The sequence below is a fragment of the Streptacidiphilus sp. PB12-B1b genome, assembly GCF_014084125.1.
Lineage (GTDB): Bacteria > Actinomycetota > Actinomycetes > Streptomycetales > Streptomycetaceae > Streptacidiphilus.
Genome location: NZ_CP048405.1, coordinates 3,263,976 through 3,285,739 on the forward strand (window position 1 = coordinate 3,263,976; position 21,764 = coordinate 3,285,739).

The following is a 21,764-nucleotide window of genomic DNA, read 5'->3' on the forward strand; positions in this document are numbered from 1 at the left end:
GGGTCAGGGATTCTGTGCCGGTGAGCCGTGCCAGTCCAGGCAGAGCACCAGGGCGTCGTCGTCCGCCTCGGCGCTGCGGTGGGTGGCCAGGCCCCGCAGCACGGCGCTGGGGACGTCGGCGGCGGGGAGGAAGTGGGCGGTGCTGATGGCGCGCGCCAGGCTCCGCTCGGCGTAGGACTCGCCGGTGGGCGAGGTCGCGGCGTAGACGCCGTCGCTGACCACGACCAGCCGGTCCCCGGGCTCGATGTGAAACTGCTGCGCGATGTAGCGCGACTCCGCGAACATGCCCAGGGGCAGCTGGGCGTCCAGTTCGAGCCGCTCCACGGCCTTGTCGCGCTGGATCCACAGCTGCGGGGAACCGGCGTCGACCACGCTGACATGGCCGGAGGACAGGGTGACGTGCATCAGCAGCGTCGAGACATGGGCGTCGCCGCGGTGCTGGTGGTAGATCGCCTCGTCGGCCAGCATGGCCTGATCGGTGATCGGCAGGTTGGCCCGGCGGGCGTTGCGCAGGGCGTTGACCGCCAGATTGGTCAGCATGGAGGCGTGCATGCCCTCGCCCATGCCGTTGGTGACGGCCAGGGTCAGGGCGTCCGGGGCGACGGACCAGTCGAAGTTGTCGCCGCGCACCGAGTAGGCGGGCTCCAGCTGGGCCCCCAGCGAGTACTGCGGGCAGCTGAAGGACCGGCCGGGCAGCAGCTGCCACTGCATCTCCGCGGCCAGGGTGAGCTTGGACAGGCGCCGGGCCTGCTCGTACTGGTCGGTCTCGCGCTGGGCGACGATGATCGCGCCGCCCAACAGTTCGGAGATCTGCAGCAGCTCGCCCTCGGTCTCCCCGGTCGCCAGGGCGTCGGGCAGCGTGACCGTCAGGACGCCGAGCCGGTCCCCGTGCACGGTCAGCGGCAGGTGCAGATCGACCACGGAGGGGTCCGCCGCGGTGGCCCGGCGCAGCGGCTCCTGGCTGACGAACGCCCGCCCCTGCGGACTGCGGTGCACCGACAGGACCGAGGACGACCCGGCCTCGTCCGCCGCCACGGGGCACAGCGCGGTGAGGCTGTAGTCGGCCAGCACCACCTCCACGGCCAGGGCGCCGTAGTCGCGCACCAGCCCCGTACGCAGAGTCTCGATCAGGGCATGCGGCGCAGAGCGTCGCAGAGCGCGCTCGATGGCCAGGAAGTGGGGCGTCATCGCACGGCAGCCTTCGAGAGGAGGAATGAACGACAGAGATCCACGGAGACGGACTGGGCTGAACGCGCCGGACATGGCACAGTGGAGCCGTGTCCCCCCAAGCGCCTCCTCCCCGCCCCGAACAGGTCGCGGAGGTGGCCCGTGAGGCCATGGAACTGCTGGAGGAACTGCTCGGCAGAGGCCAGGAGGCACTGCCCAGCGGCGCCGTGTCGGCCTTCCAGCTGCGCGCCCTGGTGGCGATCGACCGCTACGAGGGCATGAACCTGCGCGGACTGTGCGCGCTGCTGGGATCGAGCCCGTCCTCGGTGAGCCGGCTCTGCGACCGGCTGGCGGCCCTGGGCATGGTCGAGCGCTCGCCCAGCACGGTCAGCCGCCGCGAGGTGGAGCTGCGGCTCACCCGCTACGGCCGCACGGTGGTCGAGGAGCTGCGCGACCACCGCGTCCGCAGACTGCTCGAGCTGTTCGCGGTCCTGCGGCCGAGCCAGCTGGCCCAGCTGGGCAAGGGGCTGCAGCTCCTGGTCGACACCGCCGACGCCAGTGCGGGCAGCCAGCCGGGCAGCGGACGCGGCAGGGCGGGCACGGCCTAGGTACGTCGGCCCCACGTCCTTCCCCTCTCCCCGTCGCGTCGCCCAAGCGTGGCATTCGTCTGCGCGCACATTCCTACACGCCCACGATTGTTGTCAAACGGCAAATGTTGCCTTTAGGATTCCGGGCATGCCGTCCATCCTCGCCAGCCCGCGCAGCCACGGCTCCACTCCACCGGACCGCCCGCTGACAGGGCGTGTGTGAACGAGTATGGCGCGGAATCCATCGCCGACGACCTGCTCCGACGCGTCTGGATACCCTGCGCTGACGAAGTGTCGCTCGGACGGGCGCTGCTCCACCGGTGCCGCCGCATCGAGCGGGAGTCCCCTCCGTCCGGCATGCCCGACCTGCCCGCCGACGTCCCCCCGTGGCTGACCCAGGTCCTGGCCGGACAGGCGGCGCTGACCCGGGAAGTGCAGACGGAGCTGCTCCCGGTCTGGCGGTACCGGCTTCCGCGGAGCCGCATGGTCGCCCTCATCGAGGGCTATCTGGACGCGCTGCGCCCGGTGCTCCGCTATGCCGACCGGATGGTCGGCGGCTGGACCACCAGGCCGCCGTCCCGGCCCTCCGCCGCCCGGGCGGCCCGCCTGGCCGCGCAGCTGCGCGTCACCCTGCCGGAGGCTGAACGCCGGCTCGCCCGGCTGACGGTCCGGCAGTGGGAGGACCGGCAGCTCACCGCGGCGGAGCTGCACAGCATCGACGTCTGCCACACCCGCGCCGAGCGCGTCGGTGCGATCATCAGCTCAGCCGTCCACGGCCTGGCCGACCACCCCCGGTCGCCCTGAACCGGCCCGCCTTACCGGGGCGCCGCCGTAACCTGGAGGGGTGCAGGGCCGTCGGCGCCATGTCAGGTACTTCGTCATGATGAGCATCTGTGTCGGGATGTTCGTCCTGGCGTGGGGAGTCGTGCGCTTCTACTCGGTCGGCGCCGCCATCGGCATGTGCCTGGTGGCCATGGTGATCCCCCCGGTCGCGGCGGTGCTCACCAACGCCCGGGACCGCGACGACGACTGGTGGGACGACCCCCGCTGGGACGACCCCGACTGGAACAAGCCCGGCCACGACCGGGACCGCCCCGATCACGAGGACCGCCACTAGCCGACGCGCGGACCCCCGGGCCACCGGTTCGCCGGGGTCCACCGTTCGGGGGCAGTCGGGTCCGGCTCGCGCCGTGGTGCCGACCGGGATCGCGCCGTGGATGTGATGATCGGACAGACGGGATCGGGCCGGGCCGGAACGGGCCGGGCTCGGTGGCCGTGCGCGGTGTCGTAGACCGGCCTGTTCCCACGACCGGAGCCCGGAGGGTGGGCCGTGCTGCCTGTGCCGAACCTGCGAAGCGCCGTGCAGCGGCGCCGCGCCTGCCCCGCCGCAGCGGAAGGCCGAGACCCGGTGCCGGGCCCGGGGGGACGGACCGTCTGGGGCCTGGCCGCCGTGTGTTTCGCCGCCTACGCGGTGGTGTCGCTCCGCCGACAGCAGCGGATGCTGACGACCGGCTTCGACCTGGGCATCTTCGAGCAGGTCGTGCGCTGCTACGCGCACGGGCGGCTGCCGGTCGTCGACCTGAAAGGACCGGGCTTCCAGGAGCTGGGCGACCACTTCTCGCCGATCCTGGCCACCCTGGCGCCGCTCTACCGGGCGTGGCCCTCGCCCGCGGTGCTGCTGCTCGCGCAGGCCGCCCTGTTCGCGCTGGCGGTGGTGCCGCTGGCCCGGTGGGCGCAGCGGGCCATGGGGCCCGCGGTGGCGTGGGCGGTGGGGCTGGGCTACGGCGCGTCCTGGGGGATCGCCTCCGCGGTGGGCTTCGACTTCCACGAGGTGTGCTTCGCCGTTCCGCTGCTGGCGTTCTCGCTGGCCGCACTCGGCCAGGGGCGTCTGCGCGCGGCGTCCGGATGGTCGCTGCCGCTGCTGCTGGTGAAGGAGGACCTGGGGCTGACCGTGGCGGTGATCGGGGTGCTCATCGCCTGGCGCGGGGGGCGCCGGCTCGGCTGGGCCACCGCGGCAGCGGGGCTCGTGGGCAGCGCGCTGGAAGTGCTGGTCGTCATCCCCGCCTTCAACCCCGGCGGCCACTACACCTATCTGGACGGCCTGGACTCCGCGCCCGCCGGTGCGTCGGGCCTGCCCGGGCAGCTGTACCGGCTGACGGTCGGCCTGGTGGCCGCGCCCGACCCCAAGGCGCTCACCCTGGTGCTGCTGCTGGCCCCGACCGCCTTCCTCGCCCTGCGCTCCGCGCTGCTGTGGGCCGCCGTACCCACCCTGGTGTGGCGGTTCGCCTCGGACAATCCGCTGTACTGGGGGACCAATGCCCAGTACAGCGCGGTCCTGATGCCGGTGGTCTTCGCGGCCTTCCTGGACGCCCTCGCCCGGCGGCCGGCCGACGCCCGCTCCCTGCGGCACTACCTGGTCGTCCAGCTCGCGGTCACAGCGCTGCTGCTGCCACAGTTCCCGCTCGTCCAGCTCGCGCAGCCCGGCACCTGGCGCGCCGACCCGAGGATCGCGGGCGCGCGGCGGATCATGGACCTGATCCCGGACGGGGCCAGCGTCGCCGCCGGGAACCGCCTGGTTCCGCAGCTGACCGACCGCGCCACCGTCACCGAGTTCGGCCTCTCCGCCCGCCCGGCGCCCCGCTGGATCATGCTCGACACGGCGACTCCCCAGGGCTGGCCGATCACCGCCGCACAACAGGCCGACCTGGTCGACCGGGCCCGCACCGAGGGCTACCGTACCGTCGCCGATGCGGACGGCTTCCTGCTGCTGCACCTCGCGGGCGAGCCGTCGCCGCGGTGACTCCCGGCGGCAGCCGGTGTCAGAGCTTGCGACTGTCCCGGGGTTCGACGTAGGGCTCCTCGTCCAGCGGCTGGCCGCCCTCGTGCGCCCGGGCGCGTTCGGACTCCGCGCTGTACTCCAGCCCCAGCAGCAGGGCGATGTTGGTGATCCAGAGCCAGATGAGGAAGATGATGATCCCGGCGAAGGTGCCGTAGGTCTTGTTGTAGCTGCTGAAGTTCGAGACGTAGACCGCGAAGAGGGCGGACGCGACGATCCAGATGCCGATACTCAGCAGGCTGCCGCGGGTGACCCAGGAGAACCCGTGCCTGACGTTGGGCGCGGCCCAGTGCAGCACCGCGACCACCAGGGCGAACAGGATGACCATGACCGGCCATTTGGCGTAGTCCCACACCGTCACCGCGGTGTTGCCCAGGCCCAGGATGCTCCCGGTCTTGCGGGCCAGGCTGCCGGTGAACACCATGCCCACCGAGATCACTGCCAGCACGACGACGAGGAAGACGGTGATCCCGAAGCGGATGGGCAGCGTCTTCCACGCGGGACGCCCCTCACCGATGTCGTAGACGGTGTTGCCGGCCCGCATGAAGGCCGCCACGTATCCCGACGCCGACCACAGGGCGATCACCACGCCGATGATCAGCGGGATCAGCGCCTTGCCGCCGCTGGCCTGCACCTGCGCGACGATGCTGGTCAGGGTGGAGCGGACGGCGCCCGGGGCCACGCTGGTGATGTTGTCGGTCAGCGACTTGGCCGTCGACTTGCTCAGCAGGCCCACGATCGACACCAGGGCCAGCAGCGCGGGAAAGACCGCCAGGACCGCGTAGTACGTGAGCGCCGCCGCCAGGTCGGCCAGGTTGTCGGCCTTGTACTCCTTGAGGGTGCGCTTCAGAATCCCGCGTGAGGAGCCGCGGGGCAGGTCGGACGGCTTCTCGGGCGCCCGCCCGGCCCCCTCGTTCTCCTCGGCGGCGCCCTGGGTACCGGCTCCGGTGTGCTGCGGCTCGTGCTGCGGCTCGCGTTCGTCCATCGTTCGCCTCCTGGGCTGTACGGGGCCGCGTGCGCGCCCCGGCGGGATCGCCGAGCTGCCGCGCGCACACGGTCCGACCTGGAAAGGGGCTCGTGCTTCCCTTGCCACGTCCCGCGTCTACCCCGACACGTCCGTATGAGCGATCGGAGTCCCGGCAGGAAGGTCGTCGACCGCAGGCCGTGCCCGCAGGAGGCAGGCGGTGGTGGCGAGGCCGAGGACGACGGCGTCCTCGGCGAGGGCCGCAGCCCAGTCCGGGAGCGGCCCGCGCCGGGCCAGGCTGCGCCAGCGGGCGCCGGCGAGCGCGCCGAGGAGGGCTGTCGCAGCGGCCAGGGCGGCCGGGGCGGCCAGGCGGCGTGGTTCCTCGGTCTGCTCGAGATGGGCGGTGACCGCAGCGCCGGTGAAGGCGCCGAGCACGATGCGCGGCGCCAGGCCCTGCGGGGACAGCCGGCTGGGGGTCGCCGGCAGCTTGTCGAGGACGAGTTCCCCGGCACCGGCCAGGACAGCCGCCACGGTGGCGCCGGTACCGGCCAGCCAGCGCGCGGGGCGCTCGGTTTCGGTGCCGGGAACGCTGAGGGCGAGCACGGCGACGCCGCTCATGCTGCGGCCGCCGGCGGCGGCGCCCAGCAGGGCGGCCCGCCACAGCCCGGCGCCGGGAGCCGCCGTCTCAGGCATCCCGGCTGCCCTCGAGGGCGATGACGGTGGCGTAGGTGGCCAGCCCGTAGGCGAGGTGCGGCAGGGCGTCGCTCACCCAGTCGGTACGCGACCAGGTACGCGGGTCACTGACGCCCAGCGCCCCCATCGGGGCATCGGTCAGCGCCATGGCCAGCGCGCCGGTCACCACACCGCCCAACCACAGCGGCAGCCGGATACCGATCCGGCGGGTCACCGCCATGGCCGCGCCCACACCCGAGCCGACCGCCATGCCGGACAGCGCGCCCAGCCCGGTGAGCCGGTTCTCCCGGTCCTCGCCGCTGCCGGGGACCGGGTGGCCGACGCGCTTGGCCAGGGCGTCCACCACCTGGTCCGGCACATCGCTGCTGCCGCGCGCCCGCCATGCCATGTCCGCGTAGGTGGCCGCGTTCAACACCGTCGTACCGGCCGCACCGGCCGTCGCACCCCGTACCAATGATTTGATCATGTGACTGCGGATACCCGGGTCGAGCGGGGATTAACGCGTGGGGCGCCGCCGCCGCCGATCGTCCCGCCATCCGGCCGAAGCACAGCCACCCCTCCTGCTCAGTGAGGCCGCCGACCGCTTTAGCGGAGCTCCGCCGAGGGCAGCCGATCCGCATGACGAACCAACCGCACCCGCCCCAGCAGGCACACGTCACCATCACCGGCCCCGGCCGGGCCGCGGACCACATCGTGGCGGCCCTGGCCGCGCGCTTCCGCGAGGTCGATGTCCTCCAGGCCGGTGACGCCGCCGCTGTCTGCCTGGTCGACACCGGCCTCGGCCACCCGGACCACGGCCGACCCGAGCTGTTCGCCGACCCCCAGGCGCTGGCGCACGTCGTGGTCACCGGGCCCCCGGCCGTCGAGGATCCCGCAGCCGACGAAGGGATCATGCTCCTGGACGAGAGCCCCGTGGCCGTGGTGGCGCTGTGGCTCAAGGAGGTCTTCGCAACCCGCGAAGACCGCGCCGCCGAAGCCGCCGCGACCGCCGAAGCCGCCGAGACCTCTGCCAACGGCGGCCGCCGGGACCGCGCCGCCTTCGACGTCTGGCCCGGCCGACCGGCCGTCTGAGCCGCCTCACCGCCGCCGGGGCCGGGACCGTCCCCGCGCCCCCGGTTTAGCGGATCAGGTCAGGGGATACGCGTACGGGTGCTGTGCGGTGGTCCCTGTTCGCTGCCGAGCGGGCACGCCGCGCGGTTCGCGGGTGGCTTGAGGCCATCCCGTGGCACCCTTCTGGGAGGTTGATCGCATGACCGAGGTCCCGGCCACCACCACCGACTCGGGCGCACCCGTCGAAAGCGATGAGCACTCGCTGACAGTCGGTCCGGGCGGACCGCTGCTGTTGCAGGACGGCTACCTGATCGAGCAGATGGCCCAGTTCAACCGGGAGCGCATCCCGGAGCGGCAGCCCCACGCCAAGGGCAGCGGCGCCTTCGGCCACTTCGAGGTGACCGGGGACGTCACGGCCTACACGAAGGCGGCCGTGTTCCAGCCGGGCACGCGGACGGAGGTGCTGGCGCGCTTCTCCACCGTGGCGGGGGAGCGGGGGAGCCCGGACACCTGGCGCGACCCGCGCGGCTTCGCCCTGAAGTTCTACACCTCGCAGGGCAACTACGACATGGTCGGCAACAACACCCCGGTGTTCTTCGTGAAGGACCCGATGAAGTTCCAGCACTTCATCCGCTCCCAGAAGCGCCGCGCCGACAACAACCTGCGCGACCACGACATGCAGTGGGACTTCTGGACCCTGTCCCCCGAGTCCGCCCACCAGGTGACCTGGCTGATGGGGGACCGGGGCATCCCGCGCACCTGGCGCCACATGAACGGCTACAGCTCGCACACCTACATGTGGGTGGACGGGCAGGGCCGGCGGTCCTGGGTGAAGTACCACTTCAAGACCGACCAGGGCATCGAGCACTTCACCCAGGACGAGGCCGACCAGATGGCGGCCGTCGACACCGACTACCACACCCGTGACCTGTTCGAGCACATCCGCGACGGCCAGTACCCCAGCTGGACCATGTACGTCCAGGTCATGCCGGACGAGGACGCCGCGGACTACCGGTTCAACCCGTTCGACCTGACCAAGGTGTGGCCGCACGGCGACTACCCGCTGATCGAGGTCGGCCGCCTGACGCTGGACCGCAACCCGACCGATCACCACGCCGAGATCGAACAGGCCGCCTTCCAGCCCAACAACTTCGTCCCCGGCATCGGCCCGAGCCCGGACCGCATGCTGCTGGCGCGGCTGTTCTCGTACGCCGACGCGCACCGGCACCGCATCGGCGCCAACTACCAGCAGCTGCCGGTCAACGCGCCGACCGTCCCGGTGCACAGCTATTCCAAGGACGGGGCGATGGCGTTCCGCAAGACCAGCGACCCGGTGTACGCGCCCAACTCCAAGGGCGGGCCGGCCGCCGACACCGCCCGTTACGGCTCCCCGCCGAGCTGGCAGGTGAGCGGCGAGATCACCCGCGCGGCCTACGTCGACCACGCCGAGGACGACGACTGGGGCCAGGCGGGGACGATGGTGCGCGAGGTCCTGGACGACGCCGCCCGGGACCGCCTGGTCGACAACGTCGTCGGCCACCTGCTGAACGGCGTCACCGAGCCGGTCCTGCAGCGCGCCTTCGAGTACTGGACCAACATCGACCCGGAGGTCGGACGGCGCATCCGGGACGGGGTCCACGCCAAGGCCGACGAGAAGGATCCCAAGGCCGGGAAGCAGAGCAACCCGGCCCGCCGCTCGATGCAGGACAAGGCGTAGCGGCCTACGCCGCACGGGCCGCGCCCGCCCCCTCCCCGCCGGATGCTCCGGCTGCGGGACGGGGCGGGCGCGGCGTTTCAGTGCAGGGTGTTCAGTGCAGCGTGACGGCGGCGCTGACGGTCTTGCCGTGGGGCGGGGCCAGGTTGACCCGCACCTGGTCCGCCAGGGCGGTGACCAGGTGCCAGCCGAAGCCGCCGCCGCCCGCGAGGTCGGGTTCCCGCGCGGTGGGGGCGGTCACGCTGGTGTCGGTGACCGCCACCTCGACGTACTGGTCGCAGCACAGTGTCAGGGTCAGCGGCCCGGGCGCGTGCCGCACCGCGTTGGTGACCAGTTCGGACACCAGCAGCTCCAGATCCTGCGCCGTCTGCGGATCCAGGCTCGGAATGCAACCGCTGAGGAAGCTGCGGGTGTGGCTCAGGGCCACGCCTACGCTGCCCGGCTTCCCGTCCAGGTCGTAGGTCGACTCGCAATGGTCCTGCCGGTGGTCCTGCTGGTCCATGGAACGCACCCCTCGTCGACTCCGGACAACTGCCCTCGCACCGTCTCCTGCCCCAGGTCGAGCCGGTGATGCCCGCTGGCCAGCGGGTACGGCTCAGGACACGTCCAGGATCGCGCGCGTCCGCGTAGAAGGCCGGGGCTAGGGGGCTTCTGCCTCGGTGCAGTTGAGGACGTCCCACAGGCCGGTGAGGTCCAGGACCCGCCGGAGCTGGCGTCCGACGTTGACCAGGCGCAGCGTGACGCCGGCCGTCCGTGTCTGCTGGTAGGCGCGGGTGAGGGCGTTGAGCCCGCTGGAGTCGCAGAAGGTGACCAGGGACACCTCGATGTCCAACTGCCGCACCTGCGGGTCGATCAGGGCCCCGGTCACGGCCAGCCGCACCTGCTCGTCCGCGTCGAGGTCGAGCTCCCCGACGAGCATGATCTCCGCGATGGTGCCGCGGTCGAGGGCCACGACGTCCAGGGACGCATGGTCGTTCACTGGGTCTCCCTCTCCTCGGCCAACAGGGATCAAGCCTAGTGCCCCGTCAACCGACGCCGAGGGGGAGGAATTCCGGCGTCCGTGGGCAGACGCTGGTCATGGCTCTCCTGATTCGGTCGGCACCGCTCCTCGACCGCCTGTCCGCAGTGGCCCGTACGGCGCTGCCGCCGCTCGCGTTGACGGCGGCGGTGCTGGGGCTGGTTTCGTGTTCGGCGTCGGGGGCGCTGCCTGTGCACAGGCTGCCGGACACCCCGGCAGCGCCCGGAGCGGGCACGGCAACGGGCACCGGGTCGACCACCGGGGCTGCGGCCTTCGCACTGGCGCCGACGCAGCGGCTGGTGATCGTCACGGACGGCGGGGTGGCGCTGAGCGCCGGTGCCTCGGGCGCGGTGTCGGTGGGCACCGACGGCGCCGTGGTGAGCAGTTGGCACCGGGCGGGCCCGGTGGCGACGCTGGACCTGGACTGCCCGGCGCATCCGGCGCCCGGCGCGGGGCCCTGCCCGGGGACCGTGCAGGTGTCGGTCCCGGCGAACGCGGCCGTCACCGTGCAGGCCAGGAACGCCGGTGTGTCGGCCACCGGGCTGGACGGGCCGTTGAACCTGGCCACGGTCAACGGCGATGTGACCGTGGCGGCGGCGGGCACGGCCGACGAGCCGATGCAGCTGACGACGCGCAACGGCTCGGTGCGCGCCACCGGCCTGCGGGCGCCGAGCCTGGCCGCGCTGACCGTCAACGGCGACGTGGACCTGGCCTGGGCGAGCGCGCCCGGCCAGGTCACCGCCGGCACCACCAACGGATCGCTCGACCTCACCCTGCCTGCGGACTGCCCGCACTACGCGATCACCGCGCAGACCCGCAACGGGCAGCCGCACCTGGGCCTGCCGAGCGACGGCACCGCCGCGGACCGGCTGGACCTGACCACCGTCAACGGCGACATCACCGTCCGATCCGCAGCCTGAGCCGTCGGCCCGGGCAGCTGCCTGCCGGGCCGGGTCAGTGGCCGGACAGGTGCCAGCCGGCCGCCCGTCGGCGTTCGTGCCAGAACGCGGCGTAGCGGCCCTCGGCCCCGAGCAGTTCCTGATGCGTGCCGAGCTCGGCCACCCGGCCGCCCTCCAGGACGGCGATCCGGTCGGCGTGCGCGACCCGCAACGGAAAGCCCGACCGCCCCGCCGTCGCCGCCCTGCTCGACGCACACGCCGGGGCCCCGGCCGGAGCCGGGCCGGTCGCGCCGCGCAACCCGCTCGAACAGGTGCTCCTCGGCGCGTGGCGGGACGCGCTGGACGACCAGGGCCTCGGCGTCGAGGACGAGTTCCTCGCCCGAGGCGGCGACTCGGTGCTGGCCACGCGCATCGTCGCCGCCCTGCACGAGGAGCTGCAGACCGACCGGATACGCGTCCGCGACGTCTTCACCACCCGCACCGTCGCCGCCGTGGCCGCCGCCCTCCTGGCCGAGGACCCGGACTGGGCCCGGATCGCCGAGATCGCGCTGGAGGTGAGCCGACTGTCCGCAGCAGACCTCGACCTCGCCCTGCGCGCCTCCTCGTAGGCCCGGCGACGGGCGTCAGGCGAGGATCGTGCCGTGGGCCGGGCCGGTGGCGGGGTCGGACGGGGGCAGCATCGCCAACTGCCGGGACTGGGCGACGAGACGGCCGGAGTCGTCCCAGATCTCGGCGTCCTCCTCCAGGAGGCCCCCGGCCAGGTTGCGGGTGGCGTGGACCACGCGCAGCCAGCCGGGGGCGGGCGCGGCGCGGATGTGGGCGGTGAGTTCCAGGGTCAGCGGCCAGCCGTCGAGGCCGAGGTCCAGCGTGACCGGCGGCAGGACGTCGGCGGCGAACAGCAGCGCCAGCGGGTCGGGTCGGCGTCCGTCGGGGAACCGGAGCCAGCCCTGGACGCGGCCCTCGCCGCTGGGTTGGCCGAGCGCCCAGCCGACGGTGGCGGGGTCGAGCCGCAGGTCGATCCGGCCGAGCAGGTCCGCCTGGCTGCGGAAGGACGCCGGTGCGTGCTCGGTGCCGATGCACTGGTCGGGCGGCGGCATCTGCGGCGGGGTCGCGCTGGTGCGGACCTCCCCGTCGGCGGCGGACAGGTCGCCGTAGGTGGCCAGGACGCGCAGCCGCTCGACGGGGGCGCCGTCCTGGCCTTGCTGGAGGAGCGAGGCGGTGCCGGTGGACATGGCCCGCCCGGTGCGCACGGTCGTGGTCCGGACCTCGGCCGGGCCGGGGCGGGAGGAGCTGAGGTAGTAGCTGCTGACCGAGAAGGGGTCCGTGTGGCCGGTGCCTTCGCCGAGGTGCTGCGACAGCGCCCGCCCGGTGAGGGCCAGCAGCAGGCCGCCGTTGATCCAGCCGCCGATGCGCCAGCCCGGGTCGAGCACGGTGTCGAAGACCGTCCCGGGGTCGGCGGGGTCGGCCTCGCGCCGGGTCAGGGCGGTCCCTCGGTCGAACTCGGCCGGTGTCGTGGTCATGGGGGCGGTCCTCTCGTGCTGTGTGGCTGTCTGCGCCGGAAGTGCCCTGATCGCTCGCGGTCCTCCGTCGGCGCACTCCCCATTCACGTGCGCCGGGCGCCGAGCGTTCAGTCTTCGGCGCATTGCGGGCGAACCGCGCGGAACCGGCAGGCCGCTGCCTTGCGTATCCTGCTGGCGAGCAGCACGGGGCCACAGGAACGATGAGGGACGTTGACGACGGTACGGTACGCGGTTCTCGGCCCGGTCAGGGTCTGGCGCGGCGACACGGAGCTGGTGCTGGGGCCGCCCAAGCAGCGGGCCCTGCTCGCGCTGCTGGCGGTGCGCGCCCCGGAGCCGGTGACCGTGCACGAGGCCGTGGACGTGCTCTGGGACGGCGAGCCGCCGCTCAGCGCGGTCAATGTCGTCCACCGCCACATCGGCAGCCTGCGGCGGCTGTTGGATCCGGCGCCGGACAGTGGGGCGGAGGAGAGCCGGGCGGAGGGCCGCCTGCTGGTCCGTGGCACCGGCGGCTACCGGTTGCCCGCCGACGCGGCGGCGCTGGATCTCGCCCGCTTCCGCGAGCTGCGCGCCGAGGCCCAGCGGTCAGTGGCGGCAGGCGCGTTGGAGGACGGCGCGCGACGGTTCACCGATGCGCTGCTGCTGTGGCGGGGGCCGGTCGGCGCGGGCACCCTGCCGCACCTGCACCAGCACCCGGTGTTCGTGGCGGTGGAGAACGAGTACGTCGCCGCTGCCAAGGAGGCGGCCGACGTGGTCCCCTGGCAGGCGTCCCCGCTCGCCGAGGGCGTGCTCGCGGTGCTCAGGGCCGCGACGGCGGGGCGGTACCGGCTGGACGAGGCGTTGCAGGCCCGTGTCGTCACCGCGCTGGCCGCCACCGGCAGGCAGGCGGAGGCACTGGAGCTGTTCGCCTCGCTCCGGGCCGAGTTGGCGGAGGAACTGGGCATCGACCCGGGCCCGGAGCTGCTCGCCGCCCAGCGGCAGGTGCTCCGCCAGTCCGCAGCGACCGCCCCGCAGACCCGGCCGGAGGAGCCCGGCGCCGAGGAGCCGACCGCCGCCGACACCACGGACGGCGGCGGGATGCAGTCGGCGGTGAAGGTCCGTCCGGCTCAACTGCCGGTCGGCATAGCCGCGTTCGTCGGGCGGCAGGACCGGATCGAGCACTCGCTCACACAACTGCCGCCGCACCCCGGTCAGCCGGGCCCGCCCATGGCGATCGGGGTGATCAGCGGCATGGCCGGGGTCGGCAAGACCACACTGGCCGTGCACTGGGCGCACCTGGTCGCAGACCGCTTCCCCGACGGCCAGCTCTACGTCAACCTGCGCGGCTTCCACCCGTCGATGCCGCCGCTCGATCCGCTCGACGCGATGCGTGACGTGATCGAGGCCCTCGGGGTGCCGCAGCAGCAGGTGCCGGACAGCCCCGACGCCCTGGGCGCGCTCTACCGCAGCCTGTTCGTCGGCCGTCGGCTGATGATCCTGCTGGACAACTGCCGCGACGCCGAGCAGGTGCGTCCGCTGCTGCCCGCGGCGGCCGGCTGCCTGGCCCTGATCACCAGCCGCCACCGGCTGGACGCCCTGGTCGTCGCCGACAACATCCGCTTCATCCCGCTGGACCCGCTCACTCCCGCCGAGGGCATGGACCTGCTGGTCCGCCGACTCGGGCAGGAGCGGGTGGCGAAGGAGCCCGCCGCCGCGCAGGCCATCGTGGAGCACAGCGGACGGCTGCCGCTCGCCCTGGCGATCGTGGCGGCGCGGGCCGTGCTGCACCCGACGTTCCCGCTGGCGTCCATCGCCGACGAGCTGCGGGAGAGCCACGGCGGCCTGGACGCCTTCATCAGCCGGGACGCGAGCACGGACGCCCGCAGCGTCTTCTCCTGGTCGTACCAGGCGCTGAGCCCGGCCGCCGCGCAGCTCTTCCGGCTGCTGTCGCTGCACGCGGCGCCGGACGTCGCGGTGGCGGCCGCCGCCAGCCTGGCCGGGGTTCCGCTGCGCGAGGCGCGCGGTCGGCTCGCCGAACTGGTCGAGCACCACCTGCTCACCGAGCACCTCCCGGGCCGGTTCAGCTGCCATGAGCTGCTGCGCGCCTACGCCGTCGAACTGTGCGAGAGCCAGGACAGCGAGGAGGACCGCAGGGAGACCTGCCGACGGCTGGTCGAGCACTACCTGCACACCGCGCACAACGCCGATGTGCTGCTCGCGCCGCACCGGGAGCGGGTGGAGCTGCTGCCCGCAGCGCCGGGGGTCTCGCCGCAGGGCTTCCGGGGGGAGGCCGAGGCCGCCGACTGGTTCCAGGGCGAACGGCAGGTGCTGCTGGCCCTGGTCGAGCAGGCCGGACAGCACGCGCGCGAGGGCGACGAATCCTGCTGGAAGCTGGCGTCGCTGATCGAGCTCTTCCTGGACCGGCACGGGCGCTGGCAGGAGCTGCTGCACGTGCAGACCACCGCGCTGGAAGCCGCCCGCCGCACCAGGGACCGCAGCGGCCAGGCCCACGCCCTGCGCGCGCTCGGCCTGGCCGCGTGCCGACTCGGCGCGCACGACGACGCGCGCCGCCACCTGGCCGCCGCCCTCGACCTGTTCGGGCAGCTGGGGGACCACGGCGGGCAGGCCGGGGCGCACCGCTACGCGGCCTTTCTGGCCAACGTCCTCCAGGACCACCACGCCGCTCTGGAGCACTACCGCCTGGCGGGCGAGTGCTACACGCTGACCGGCTACGTCAGCGGCCTGGCGAAGCTGCACAACGAGATCGGCTGGACCCGGCTGCTGATGGGCGACCACGAGGCGGCGGTGGTGCAGTGCGAGAAGGCGGTGGCCATGCACCAGGAGATCGGCGACCGCAGCGGCGAGGCGGCCGCCTGGGACAGCCGGGGCTACGCCCAGCAGCACCTGGGCCTGCACGAGCAGGCGCTGGACAGCTACGACCACGCGGTCGGGCTGTACCACCGGATGGGCGACCGCAGCCTGGAGGCGGACACCCTCGTGCACGTGGGCGAGAGCCACCAGGCCCGCGGCGACCACCGGTCGGCGCGGGCCGCCTGGCAGCGGGCCCTGGAGCTCTACGCACAGCTGGACCATCCGGAGGCGGCGGCGGTGCGCGAGCGGCTGGAGCAGCTCGGCTGATCCGCTCACGGGCGCGGGAGGCTGGGACTCATACCTCCCACACGTGCCGCGCCCGGGGAGGGTTCACCGGTCAGGCCGGGCCGGGCGGGCACTGCGCACGCAGTTTCACCAGGGCGTAGTGCTGCCGCGACTTGACCGTGCCGGCGGGCACCTCCAGGATGTCCGCGGTCTCCTGGACGGTGCGGTCGTACAGGTAGGTGTGCGCCAGCACCTCGCGGTGCTCGCGGGACAGCCGACGCAGCAACCGGGCGGACTCCACCGAGGCGAGGACCGCTTCGCTGGCGTCCTGCTGGACCGCCTCGTACGGCACTCTGCTGAAGGTCTCGTAGCGGGTCGACGGGCTGCGCATCCGGTCGATCACCAGGTTGCGGGTGACCTTGAGCAGCCAGCCGCGGATGGAGCCCTCGGTGCTGAACAGCCGGTCGGCGTGGCGCCAGGCCCGGATCAGCGCCTCCTGGGCGATGTCCTCGGCGAGGTGGTGGTCGCCCAGCAGCCGTTCGGCGTAGGCGGCCGTCGCCTTCCAGTGCTCGGCCATCAGCGCCTGCAGCAGCTCGGGCGCGGCCATCTGGGTCGGCGGCGCCGCCTCACGTGCGGTCATGGTTCTCGTCCCCCTGGGAGTTGATGTTCCTGGGGAGGACGGTAGGCAGGCACGGGTGCCGGATCCGTGCCGCTTCTGTGCCGTTTCGGGCGGCCGGGGTGAACGAAACCGTGCGCCGGCTCCGTGTGCTCTGCGCAGACCAGCACGGTCGACTGCGTTCGACCGCAGGCGGCCCCAGACGCCACAGACACTCAGACGCCACAGACAGGGGGCGGGATGGCTCAGGACGTGAACATACCCGGGGACGAGCTGCTCGAAGCCCAGAGCATGCTCGGCTTTGTGCACGACTTCATCGACATCGGGCACAACACCTTCGACTTCGACGCGGCGTTCGGCCCGGAGCTGTCCCGCGGCGCCGCGCAGAACTTCGAGAACAAGTGGAACGACGGCAAGCAGCAGCTCCAGAAGCAGGTGGAGTCGGTCAAGGACGCCATCGGCAGCATCCTCGACGCCTTCACCAAGACCGATCAGGACGCCGCGCAGAACCTCGACGAAGGGCAGGGCGGCCAGTGAGCGGCGCACAGCGGTTCGTACTGGACATCCCCGAGCACTGGGACGAGATCGACCTGAGCGGGGAGGTCCTGGCCAGGAACCGGGCCACCGCCCTGGCCTCCACCACCGACGTGCGCGAGAAGGCCCGGATCAACGACATGTTCCGGCAGGGCCGCGAGCTCGCCCGGTCCGCCCGCAGGCACGGCGCGCTGCTGGCGTCCGGCACCTCCACCCTCTACGACGACGGCCTGTTCCTGGCGTACGGCATGGTCTTCGCGGTCACCACGCCCGCGGGCTCGGAGCTGACGCTGCCGGTGCTGTCCGCGCGGCTCGGCGTCTCCTCGGCGACCGGCGAGGCGCCCCGGGACCGGGTGATCACCTCGGCCGCGGTGGCGCGGGTCGGCACCGTGGCCCGGGTGACCGGGACCGAGACCACCCGGCTGACCGGCGACATCGAGGTGCAGCTGCTCACCATGCACACGATGATGCCGGTCCCGGGCACCGCCGAGGACTTCCTGGTGGTGACCTTCGCCAGCCCCAACCTGCCGTTGCAGAACGAGGTGTACGACCTCTTCGACGCGATCACCGGCACCTTCCGGTTCCTGCCCGGCTGAGCCGGCACGGGTCGGCCGCCGGGTCGGCGGTCGGGCAGCGGTCGGGCACCGCGCCCGGCCGCCGCCTGCGCTACCGGGCCCCGGTCACAGGCCCGGCAGCGGCACCTGCACCGCGACCGGCGCGCCGTCGCCGAGGTGCAGCAGCCCCCGGCCCGGCTGCGGCGCCCGCCCGACCAGGCCCCGGGTCAGCTTGACGCCGATGATGTCGCCGTCGCCGAGGCCCTGCGGCGAGAGCAGCATGCCGGTGCGGTTCCGCTTCATCTGGCCGACCCAGCCGCCCAGGCTCAGCGACAGCGACTCGGCGTTGCCCGCCGCCACCAGCCCCCAGCCGTTGCCGGCCCCGCCCCGGGCCAGCAGCCCCAGATCGGGCTCGATCTCGGCGCCCATGAACAGCTCCGCGTCGTCCACCAGGATCACCGCGTTGGCCTCCGGCACCTCGCCGAGGACCTTGCGGAACTCGGCCACGCCCACCTCCGCGTCGGTGAGCACGGCGGCCACGCCCGGCCTGCCGTCCAGCTCCCGCAGCGGCGAGCGCCGGGGCGCCAGCACGATCACCCCGGTGCCCTGGGACAGCAGCGACAGCGCGGCGGTGAGCAGCACGGTGCTGCGCCCGGTGCGCGGCGGCCCCGCGACGACGAAGGACGGGACGTCCGCCAGGTCGGGCCCCAGGGTGCCGAGGGTGTCGCCGCCGACCGCGATCAGCGGGCGCATCGCCCCGAGCGCGCCGGGCAGCCGGACGGCGTCGGCGAAGGCGATCCGGTCCGGCAGCAGGTCCAGCGACAGCGGTCGCCGGTCGGCCGGGACGGCGGCCTCGCGCTCGGTCAGCGCCCTCCCGAGATCGGCCAGGAGCTGCGCCTGGGCGCTTCCGGACAGGTCGGCGCCGAGGACCGCGATCTGCGTCTCGGCCAGATCCCGGGTGCGGATGCCGCGTCCGGGGGCGGGCGCGGTCGGCGCCGACTTGGTCGGGATGCCGACGGACGAGTAGTCCTGGCGGTCGTTCAGCCGCAGCACGATCTTCTCCTCGGTGGTGCCGGAGAAGCGCCCGCTGCCCAGCACCCGGTCACCGGCCAGCACCACGTGGATGCCGACGCCCGCGCCGTCCCGGAGCAGCCGCAGCAGCTGCTCCATGAGGCTTCCGTTGTCGTAGGCGGTGAACTCGCGCTCGAACACCTCGAACCGGTCCACCATCAGCACGATGTGCGGCAGCCGCTCCTGCGGCGGCCGGCCGCGGCGCAGCTCGGTCAGGTCGGCGGTGCCGCGTGCGCCCAGGACGCCCTGCCTGCCGGTGAGTTCGGCGCCGAGCCGGTTCAGCAGCCGGCTCAGCCGCTCGACCTGGTTGCGGTCCACGACCGCGCCGCAGTGCGGCAGGCCGGTCAGGGCGTTCAACGCGCCGTTGCCGCAGTCGATGCCGTACAGGTGGACGTCGTCCGCGCCGTGGGCCTGGGCGAGCGCGGCGGCCAGGGTGCGCAGGGTCTGCGAGCGGCCGCTGCGCGGGGAGCCGACGATGTGCAGGTGGCCGGTGCGGTCGAGGTCGAAGGTGAGCGGCGCGCGGGTCTGCGAGGCCGGGAGGTCCACCAGGCCGTAGTCGACGGCGGGCAGCAGCGCCTGCCGCTCGGCGGCGGGGGCCGGCGCGGACGGCACGGTCCACTCCAGCACCTCGGGCAGCGCGGGCAGCCAGGGGCTGGGCTGCGGCTGCACCCCGGCCAGTTCGGCGGCCCGGGCGATGGCGCCGGTCAGTACCGCCAGGTCGGTGACGGCGCCGGTCGCGGCCGGGCCGGTGGAGCGTCCGCCGGCGTGGCCGACCAGCGGCCCGCCCAGGTCGCGCCAGCCCACGGCGGCGGCCCGCACCGGTACCTCGGCGGCTTCGGCGCCCTCGGCGGCGGCCTGGTCCCCGGGGCGTCGGCCGCCGACCCGCCCGGCCTGGAACGGCAGCAGCGCGGACGGGCCGAGCCGGGCGTAGGCGCGGCCCGGGGTTCCGGGCGAGATGTCGCCGGAGTCGGCGGAGTCGATGATGTCGCGGCTCTCCGAACCGTCGGTGGTGCGCAGCGCGATCCGCAGGTTGGTGTTGGCCCGGATGTCGGGGGTGACCGCGCCGCCGGGGCGCTGGGTGGCCAGCACCAGGTGGATGCCGAGCGACCGGCCGCGCTGGGCGATGTTGACCAGACCGGTGATGAAGTCCGGCAACTCCCTTGCCATGGAGGCGAACTCGTCAATCACCAGCAGCAGTCGGGGCAGTGGCGGCAGGGTGTCGCCGCCGCGTCGCCGCTTGTCCAGGTAGTCCTCGATGTCCTTGGCCCCGGCCGCCGCCAACTGGCCCTCCCGTCGCCGCAGTTCGGCGCCGAGCGAGACCAGGGCCCGCTCCACCAGGTGGGTGTCCAGGTCGGTGACCAGGCCGACGGTGTGCGGCAGGTCGGCGCACTCGGCGAAGGCGCTGCCGCCCTTGTAGTCGACCAGGACGAAGGTCATCTCGTCCGGCCGGTTCACCACCGCGAGGGTCGCCACCAGCGTCTGCAGCAGCTCGGACTTGCCCGATCCGGTGGTGCCCGCGATCAGCGCGTGCGGCCCGTCGCGGACCAGGTCGACGGAGAAGTCGCCGTCGTAGCCGCTGCCCAGCACGGCCCGGGTGCTGCGGCCGCCGAGCGACCACCCGGCCACGACCGCCTCGGCGGTCGGCGGCTCCAGACCCAGCAGGTCCAGCAGCCGCACCGAGCCGGGCAGGGCGCTCTCGTCGCTGTCGCCGACCCCGCGCAGCGGCGCCAGCGCCCGGGCCAGCGCCTCGTACCACTCGGGCTCCGGCGAGTCGGTGCGTACCCCGCGCAGCGGCGCCCCCGAGCCGGACCGGACCCGGGACATCCCCGGGGCGTCGGCGTCGGTGAGCACCACCGCGCCGCACTCCTCCGGCAGCAGCCGCTCCTCGCGGTCGATGCAGACGGTGTAGACGCCCACCGCGGGCCCGTCCCGCAGCAGCGCCACCACGCCCGGCAGCGACCGGGCCCGGCGGGCCTGCTCCAGCACCACCAGCACGTCCGGCGAGCCGTTGACGCCGCCGCGCGCCGCCTCCGGCCCGGCGGCGGCACGGGTCTGCACCAGTTGGCCCAGCTCGCCGATCCGCCGGGCCAGCGAGTCGGTGGTGCTGCCCACCAGCGAGTACGCGTCCTCGCCCTGCGCCTGGGTGTGCGGCAGCCAGCGGGTCCAGGACCAGTCGCGTTCCCCGTCCGGACCGGCCAGGACCACGATCCGCAGATCCGTCGGGCTGTGCAGGGAGGCGGCCTGGGCGGCGATCCACCCGGCCAGCCGGGTCGCGCCGGGGCCGGCCAGCCCGGCCACCCCGGCCCGGCGCAGCGCCACCGACACCGGCACCTGGTCGAGCTGCGGCACGCTGGTGCGCCGGTGCTCGTCCTGGGTGGGGTCGTCGACGCTCAGCGACGACGGCAGGTCGGCCGTGCCGACCCGCACCGAGAGGAAGTCCGGGTCCTGCCAGCGCCGTTCCCACAGCCGCTCGGAGGGCTGGGCCGCCATCTGCAGCAGCGAGGCCGGGTCCGGCAGGGAGAGCCGCAGCCGGTGCTGCTCCTCCAGGACGGCCGCGTCGATGTCGGCGTTCAGCCGGGCCAGGACCTCCTCGTACTCCTTCTTCTGCTCCAGGTACTTCAGCATCGCCTGCTTGCGTCCGCCGAACTGGGTGAACAGCGCGCCGATCGGCGACAGCAGGGCGATGAAGACGAAGAGCCAGCTCTTGGTGGTGAGGATGGTGACCACGGCGGTGGCGGCGGGCAGCAGCAGGATCGGCAGCAGCGGGACCGGCCGCTTGTCCGGCCTCACCGGCGGCGTGGGCAGCCGGAACTTCCCGCCCGCGGCGGCGGGCAGGAACCTCGGCGGGCGGTTGAACTCCAGCCCCAGGCCGTCGGCGGCCGGGGTCAGCGGCGCCCGGGCGGACTGCCGGGACGTCAGCTCCAGCAGGATGTCGCCGACCGCCAGCTGGCTGCCCTCCTGCCAGGCGGTCGGGCCGGCCACCGGTCTGCTGTCCAGCCGGGCGCCGTCCGCGTCGAACAGTTCGGCCGTGCCGTCCAGCCGGACCCGGACCCGGGCCGCGCGCGCCGGGGCGCCCGGGGCCAGCCGGATCCGGGCGCCGCCGCTGCCGATGTCGTAGTCGCCCGGCACCAGCCGGAAGGCGGTGCCCGCCCCGGCGCCGGACACCACCCGGACCTCGGTCCGGCCCTCGGGCTCGGGCCCGGTCGGTACGGGGGCGCCGAGCCCGAGGTCCATGCCGTCCCGCAGCCCGGCCGCCTGGAGCGTGTCCGCCGGATCGACCCACCGGGAGCCGATGTACAGGGCCGGCTCCGCACCGCCCGGCCCCGCCTCCGCCAGCCCGACAGCGCGCGCCAGCTCCGCCGCGAACAGGCCCGCGCGTGCGGAGGGCTCGGTGTCGATGACGACGGCTGTGGACACCCCCTCGGCCTGCGGGTCACGAACGCTGACGTTCAGTCGCACGGTTCTCTCG

The 21,764-nt window shown here is 73.8% G+C and carries 21 protein-coding genes; 11 read left to right on the top strand and 10 right to left on the bottom strand.

Features of this window, described 5'->3' with window-relative positions:
- Positions 1 to 3 precede the first annotated feature (3 nt).
- On the bottom strand, positions 4 to 1,188 hold the full coding sequence (locus GXW83_RS14660) for a PP2C family protein-serine/threonine phosphatase (RefSeq protein ID WP_182443503.1): 1,185 nt from the start codon (positions 1,186 to 1,188) through the stop codon (positions 4 to 6).
- 89 nt (positions 1,189 to 1,277) lie between these two features.
- On the opposite strand from GXW83_RS14660, the gene GXW83_RS14665 reads away from it, so the two are divergent.
- The 4 genes from GXW83_RS14665 (at position 1,278) to GXW83_RS14680 (ending at position 4,554) form a co-directional block, all read left to right on the top strand.
- Positions 1,278 to 1,775, top strand: a complete 498-nt coding sequence (locus GXW83_RS14665) for a MarR family winged helix-turn-helix transcriptional regulator (protein ID WP_225446985.1) — start codon at positions 1,278 to 1,280, stop codon at positions 1,773 to 1,775.
- Between the two features lie 198 nt (positions 1,776 to 1,973).
- Positions 1,974 to 2,558, top strand: coding sequence for a hypothetical protein (locus tag GXW83_RS14670; RefSeq protein ID WP_182443504.1), 585 nt, complete (start codon positions 1,974 to 1,976; stop codon positions 2,556 to 2,558).
- A gap of 40 nt (positions 2,559 to 2,598) precedes the next feature.
- Positions 2,599 to 2,871, top strand: a complete 273-nt coding sequence (locus GXW83_RS14675; protein ID WP_182443505.1) for a DUF3099 domain-containing protein — start codon at positions 2,599 to 2,601, stop codon at positions 2,869 to 2,871.
- 333 nt (positions 2,872 to 3,204) lie between these two features.
- On the top strand, positions 3,205 to 4,554 hold the full coding sequence (locus GXW83_RS14680; RefSeq protein WP_225446986.1) for a DUF2079 domain-containing protein: 1,350 nt from the start codon (positions 3,205 to 3,207) through the stop codon (positions 4,552 to 4,554).
- Between the two features lie 19 nt (positions 4,555 to 4,573).
- Here the strand turns inward: GXW83_RS14680 and GXW83_RS14685 are convergent, their stop codons facing one another.
- The 3 genes from GXW83_RS14685 to GXW83_RS14695 all read right to left on the bottom strand — a co-directional run bounded on the left by GXW83_RS14685 (position 4,574) and on the right by GXW83_RS14695 (position 6,713).
- Positions 4,574 to 5,575 carry a YihY/virulence factor BrkB family protein gene (locus GXW83_RS14685; RefSeq protein WP_182443507.1) on the bottom strand — a complete coding sequence of 334 codons (1,002 nt, stop codon included), beginning with the start codon at positions 5,573 to 5,575 and terminating at the stop codon, positions 4,574 to 4,576.
- A 117-nt stretch (positions 5,576 to 5,692) separates the two neighbouring features.
- Entirely contained in the window at positions 5,693 to 6,247 is a 555-nt protein-coding gene (locus GXW83_RS14690) for a DUF4126 family protein (protein WP_182443509.1), read from the bottom strand.
- Positions 6,240 to 6,713 carry a hypothetical protein gene (locus GXW83_RS14695; protein ID WP_182443511.1) on the bottom strand — a complete coding sequence of 158 codons (474 nt, stop codon included), beginning with the start codon at positions 6,711 to 6,713 and terminating at the stop codon, positions 6,240 to 6,242. The genes GXW83_RS14690 and GXW83_RS14695 overlap by 8 nt, the downstream gene beginning before the upstream one ends.
- Positions 6,714 to 6,865: 152 nt before the next feature.
- On the opposite strand from GXW83_RS14695, the gene GXW83_RS14700 reads away from it, so the two are divergent.
- Together GXW83_RS14700 and GXW83_RS14705 are read left to right on the top strand one after the other, a co-directional pair.
- A complete protein-coding gene (locus GXW83_RS14700; protein WP_182443513.1) occupies positions 6,866 to 7,318 on the top strand; it encodes a hypothetical protein in 453 nt (150 codons plus the stop codon).
- 178 nt (positions 7,319 to 7,496) lie between these two features.
- The gene (locus GXW83_RS14705) at positions 7,497 to 9,014 is read left to right on the top strand and encodes a catalase (protein ID WP_182443514.1); all 1,518 of its coding nucleotides are present in this window, start codon (positions 7,497 to 7,499) and stop codon (positions 9,012 to 9,014) included.
- Positions 9,015 to 9,105: 91 nt separating this feature from the next.
- On the opposite strand, the gene GXW83_RS14710 is transcribed toward GXW83_RS14705, so the two are convergent.
- Together GXW83_RS14710 and GXW83_RS14715 are read right to left on the bottom strand one after the other, a co-directional pair.
- Positions 9,106 to 9,513 carry an ATP-binding protein gene (locus tag GXW83_RS14710; protein WP_182443516.1) on the bottom strand — a complete coding sequence of 136 codons (408 nt, stop codon included), beginning with the start codon at positions 9,511 to 9,513 and terminating at the stop codon, positions 9,106 to 9,108.
- Positions 9,514 to 9,651: 138 nt separating this feature from the next.
- Positions 9,652 to 9,990 (bottom strand): STAS domain-containing protein, encoded by a 339-nt coding sequence (locus GXW83_RS14715; RefSeq protein ID WP_182443518.1) that lies wholly within the window; start codon positions 9,988 to 9,990, stop codon positions 9,652 to 9,654.
- A gap of 98 nt (positions 9,991 to 10,088) precedes the next feature.
- On the opposite strand from GXW83_RS14715, the gene GXW83_RS14720 reads away from it, so the two are divergent.
- A complete protein-coding gene (locus tag GXW83_RS14720) occupies positions 10,089 to 10,949 on the top strand; it encodes a DUF4097 family beta strand repeat-containing protein (RefSeq protein WP_182443519.1) in 861 nt (286 codons plus the stop codon).
- A 34-nt stretch (positions 10,950 to 10,983) separates the two neighbouring features.
- On the opposite strand, the gene GXW83_RS14725 is transcribed toward GXW83_RS14720, so the two are convergent.
- Positions 10,984 to 11,139 (bottom strand): hypothetical protein, encoded by a 156-nt coding sequence (locus GXW83_RS14725; protein WP_182443521.1) that lies wholly within the window; start codon positions 11,137 to 11,139, stop codon positions 10,984 to 10,986.
- A 100-nt stretch (positions 11,140 to 11,239) separates the two neighbouring features.
- Here GXW83_RS14725 and GXW83_RS14730 point away from each other — a divergent pair, with 100 nt between their 5' ends.
- Positions 11,240 to 11,536 carry a phosphopantetheine-binding protein gene (locus tag GXW83_RS14730; RefSeq protein ID WP_182443523.1) on the top strand — a complete coding sequence of 99 codons (297 nt, stop codon included), beginning with the start codon at positions 11,240 to 11,242 and terminating at the stop codon, positions 11,534 to 11,536.
- A gap of 15 nt (positions 11,537 to 11,551) precedes the next feature.
- Here the strand turns inward: GXW83_RS14730 and GXW83_RS14735 are convergent, their stop codons facing one another.
- On the bottom strand, positions 11,552 to 12,448 hold the full coding sequence (locus tag GXW83_RS14735; protein ID WP_182443525.1) for a thioesterase family protein: 897 nt from the start codon (positions 12,446 to 12,448) through the stop codon (positions 11,552 to 11,554).
- A 210-nt stretch (positions 12,449 to 12,658) separates the two neighbouring features.
- Between GXW83_RS14735 and GXW83_RS14740 the strand changes: the two genes are divergently transcribed.
- A complete protein-coding gene (locus tag GXW83_RS14740; RefSeq protein ID WP_182443527.1) occupies positions 12,659 to 15,562 on the top strand; it encodes a BTAD domain-containing putative transcriptional regulator in 2,904 nt (967 codons plus the stop codon).
- A 70-nt stretch (positions 15,563 to 15,632) separates the two neighbouring features.
- On the opposite strand, the gene GXW83_RS14745 is transcribed toward GXW83_RS14740, so the two are convergent.
- Positions 15,633 to 16,160, bottom strand: coding sequence for a sigma-70 family RNA polymerase sigma factor (locus GXW83_RS14745; RefSeq protein WP_225446987.1), 528 nt, complete (start codon positions 16,158 to 16,160; stop codon positions 15,633 to 15,635).
- 216 nt (positions 16,161 to 16,376) lie between these two features.
- On the opposite strand from GXW83_RS14745, the gene GXW83_RS14750 reads away from it, so the two are divergent.
- Entirely contained in the window at positions 16,377 to 16,673 is a 297-nt protein-coding gene (locus GXW83_RS14750) for a hypothetical protein (RefSeq protein ID WP_182443529.1), read from the top strand.
- The gene (locus GXW83_RS14755) at positions 16,670 to 17,266 is read left to right on the top strand and encodes a hypothetical protein (RefSeq protein ID WP_182443531.1); all 597 of its coding nucleotides are present in this window, start codon (positions 16,670 to 16,672) and stop codon (positions 17,264 to 17,266) included. The genes GXW83_RS14750 and GXW83_RS14755 overlap by 4 nt, the downstream gene beginning before the upstream one ends.
- 84 nt (positions 17,267 to 17,350) lie before the next feature.
- On the opposite strand, the gene GXW83_RS14760 is transcribed toward GXW83_RS14755, so the two are convergent.
- Entirely contained in the window at positions 17,351 to 21,748 is a 4,398-nt protein-coding gene (locus GXW83_RS14760) for an FtsK/SpoIIIE domain-containing protein (protein WP_182447317.1), read from the bottom strand.
- Positions 21,749 to 21,764 lie beyond the last annotated feature (16 nt).

Bases quoted from the DNA above. Each gene is read 5' to 3' on its own strand.
- GXW83_RS14660 (WP_182443503.1), bottom strand. From the start codon at position 1,188: ATGACGCCCCACTTCCTGGCCATCGAGCGCGCTCTGCGACGCTCTGCG.
- GXW83_RS14700 (WP_182443513.1), top strand. From the start codon at position 6,866: ATGACGAACCAACCGCACCCGCCCCAGCAGGCACACGTCACCATCACC.
- GXW83_RS14705 (WP_182443514.1), top strand. From the start codon at position 7,497: ATGACCGAGGTCCCGGCCACCACCACCGACTCGGGCGCACCCGTCGAA.
- GXW83_RS14745 (WP_225446987.1), bottom strand. From the start codon at position 16,160: ATGACCGCACGTGAGGCGGCGCCGCCGACCCAGATGGCCGCGCCCGAG.
- GXW83_RS14710 (WP_182443516.1), bottom strand. From the start codon at position 9,513: ATGGACCAGCAGGACCACCGGCAGGACCATTGCGAGTCGACCTACGAC.
- GXW83_RS14735 (WP_182443525.1), bottom strand. From the start codon at position 12,448: ATGACCACGACACCGGCCGAGTTCGACCGAGGGACCGCCCTGACCCGG.
- GXW83_RS14750 (WP_182443529.1), top strand. From the start codon at position 16,377: ATGGCTCAGGACGTGAACATACCCGGGGACGAGCTGCTCGAAGCCCAG.
- GXW83_RS14690 (WP_182443509.1), bottom strand. From the start codon at position 6,247: ATGCCTGAGACGGCGGCTCCCGGCGCCGGGCTGTGGCGGGCCGCCCTG.
- GXW83_RS14685 (WP_182443507.1), bottom strand. From the start codon at position 5,575: ATGGACGAACGCGAGCCGCAGCACGAGCCGCAGCACACCGGAGCCGGT.
- GXW83_RS14720 (WP_182443519.1), top strand. From the start codon at position 10,089: ATGGCTCTCCTGATTCGGTCGGCACCGCTCCTCGACCGCCTGTCCGCA.
- GXW83_RS14695 (WP_182443511.1), bottom strand. From the start codon at position 6,713: ATGATCAAATCATTGGTACGGGGTGCGACGGCCGGTGCGGCCGGTACG.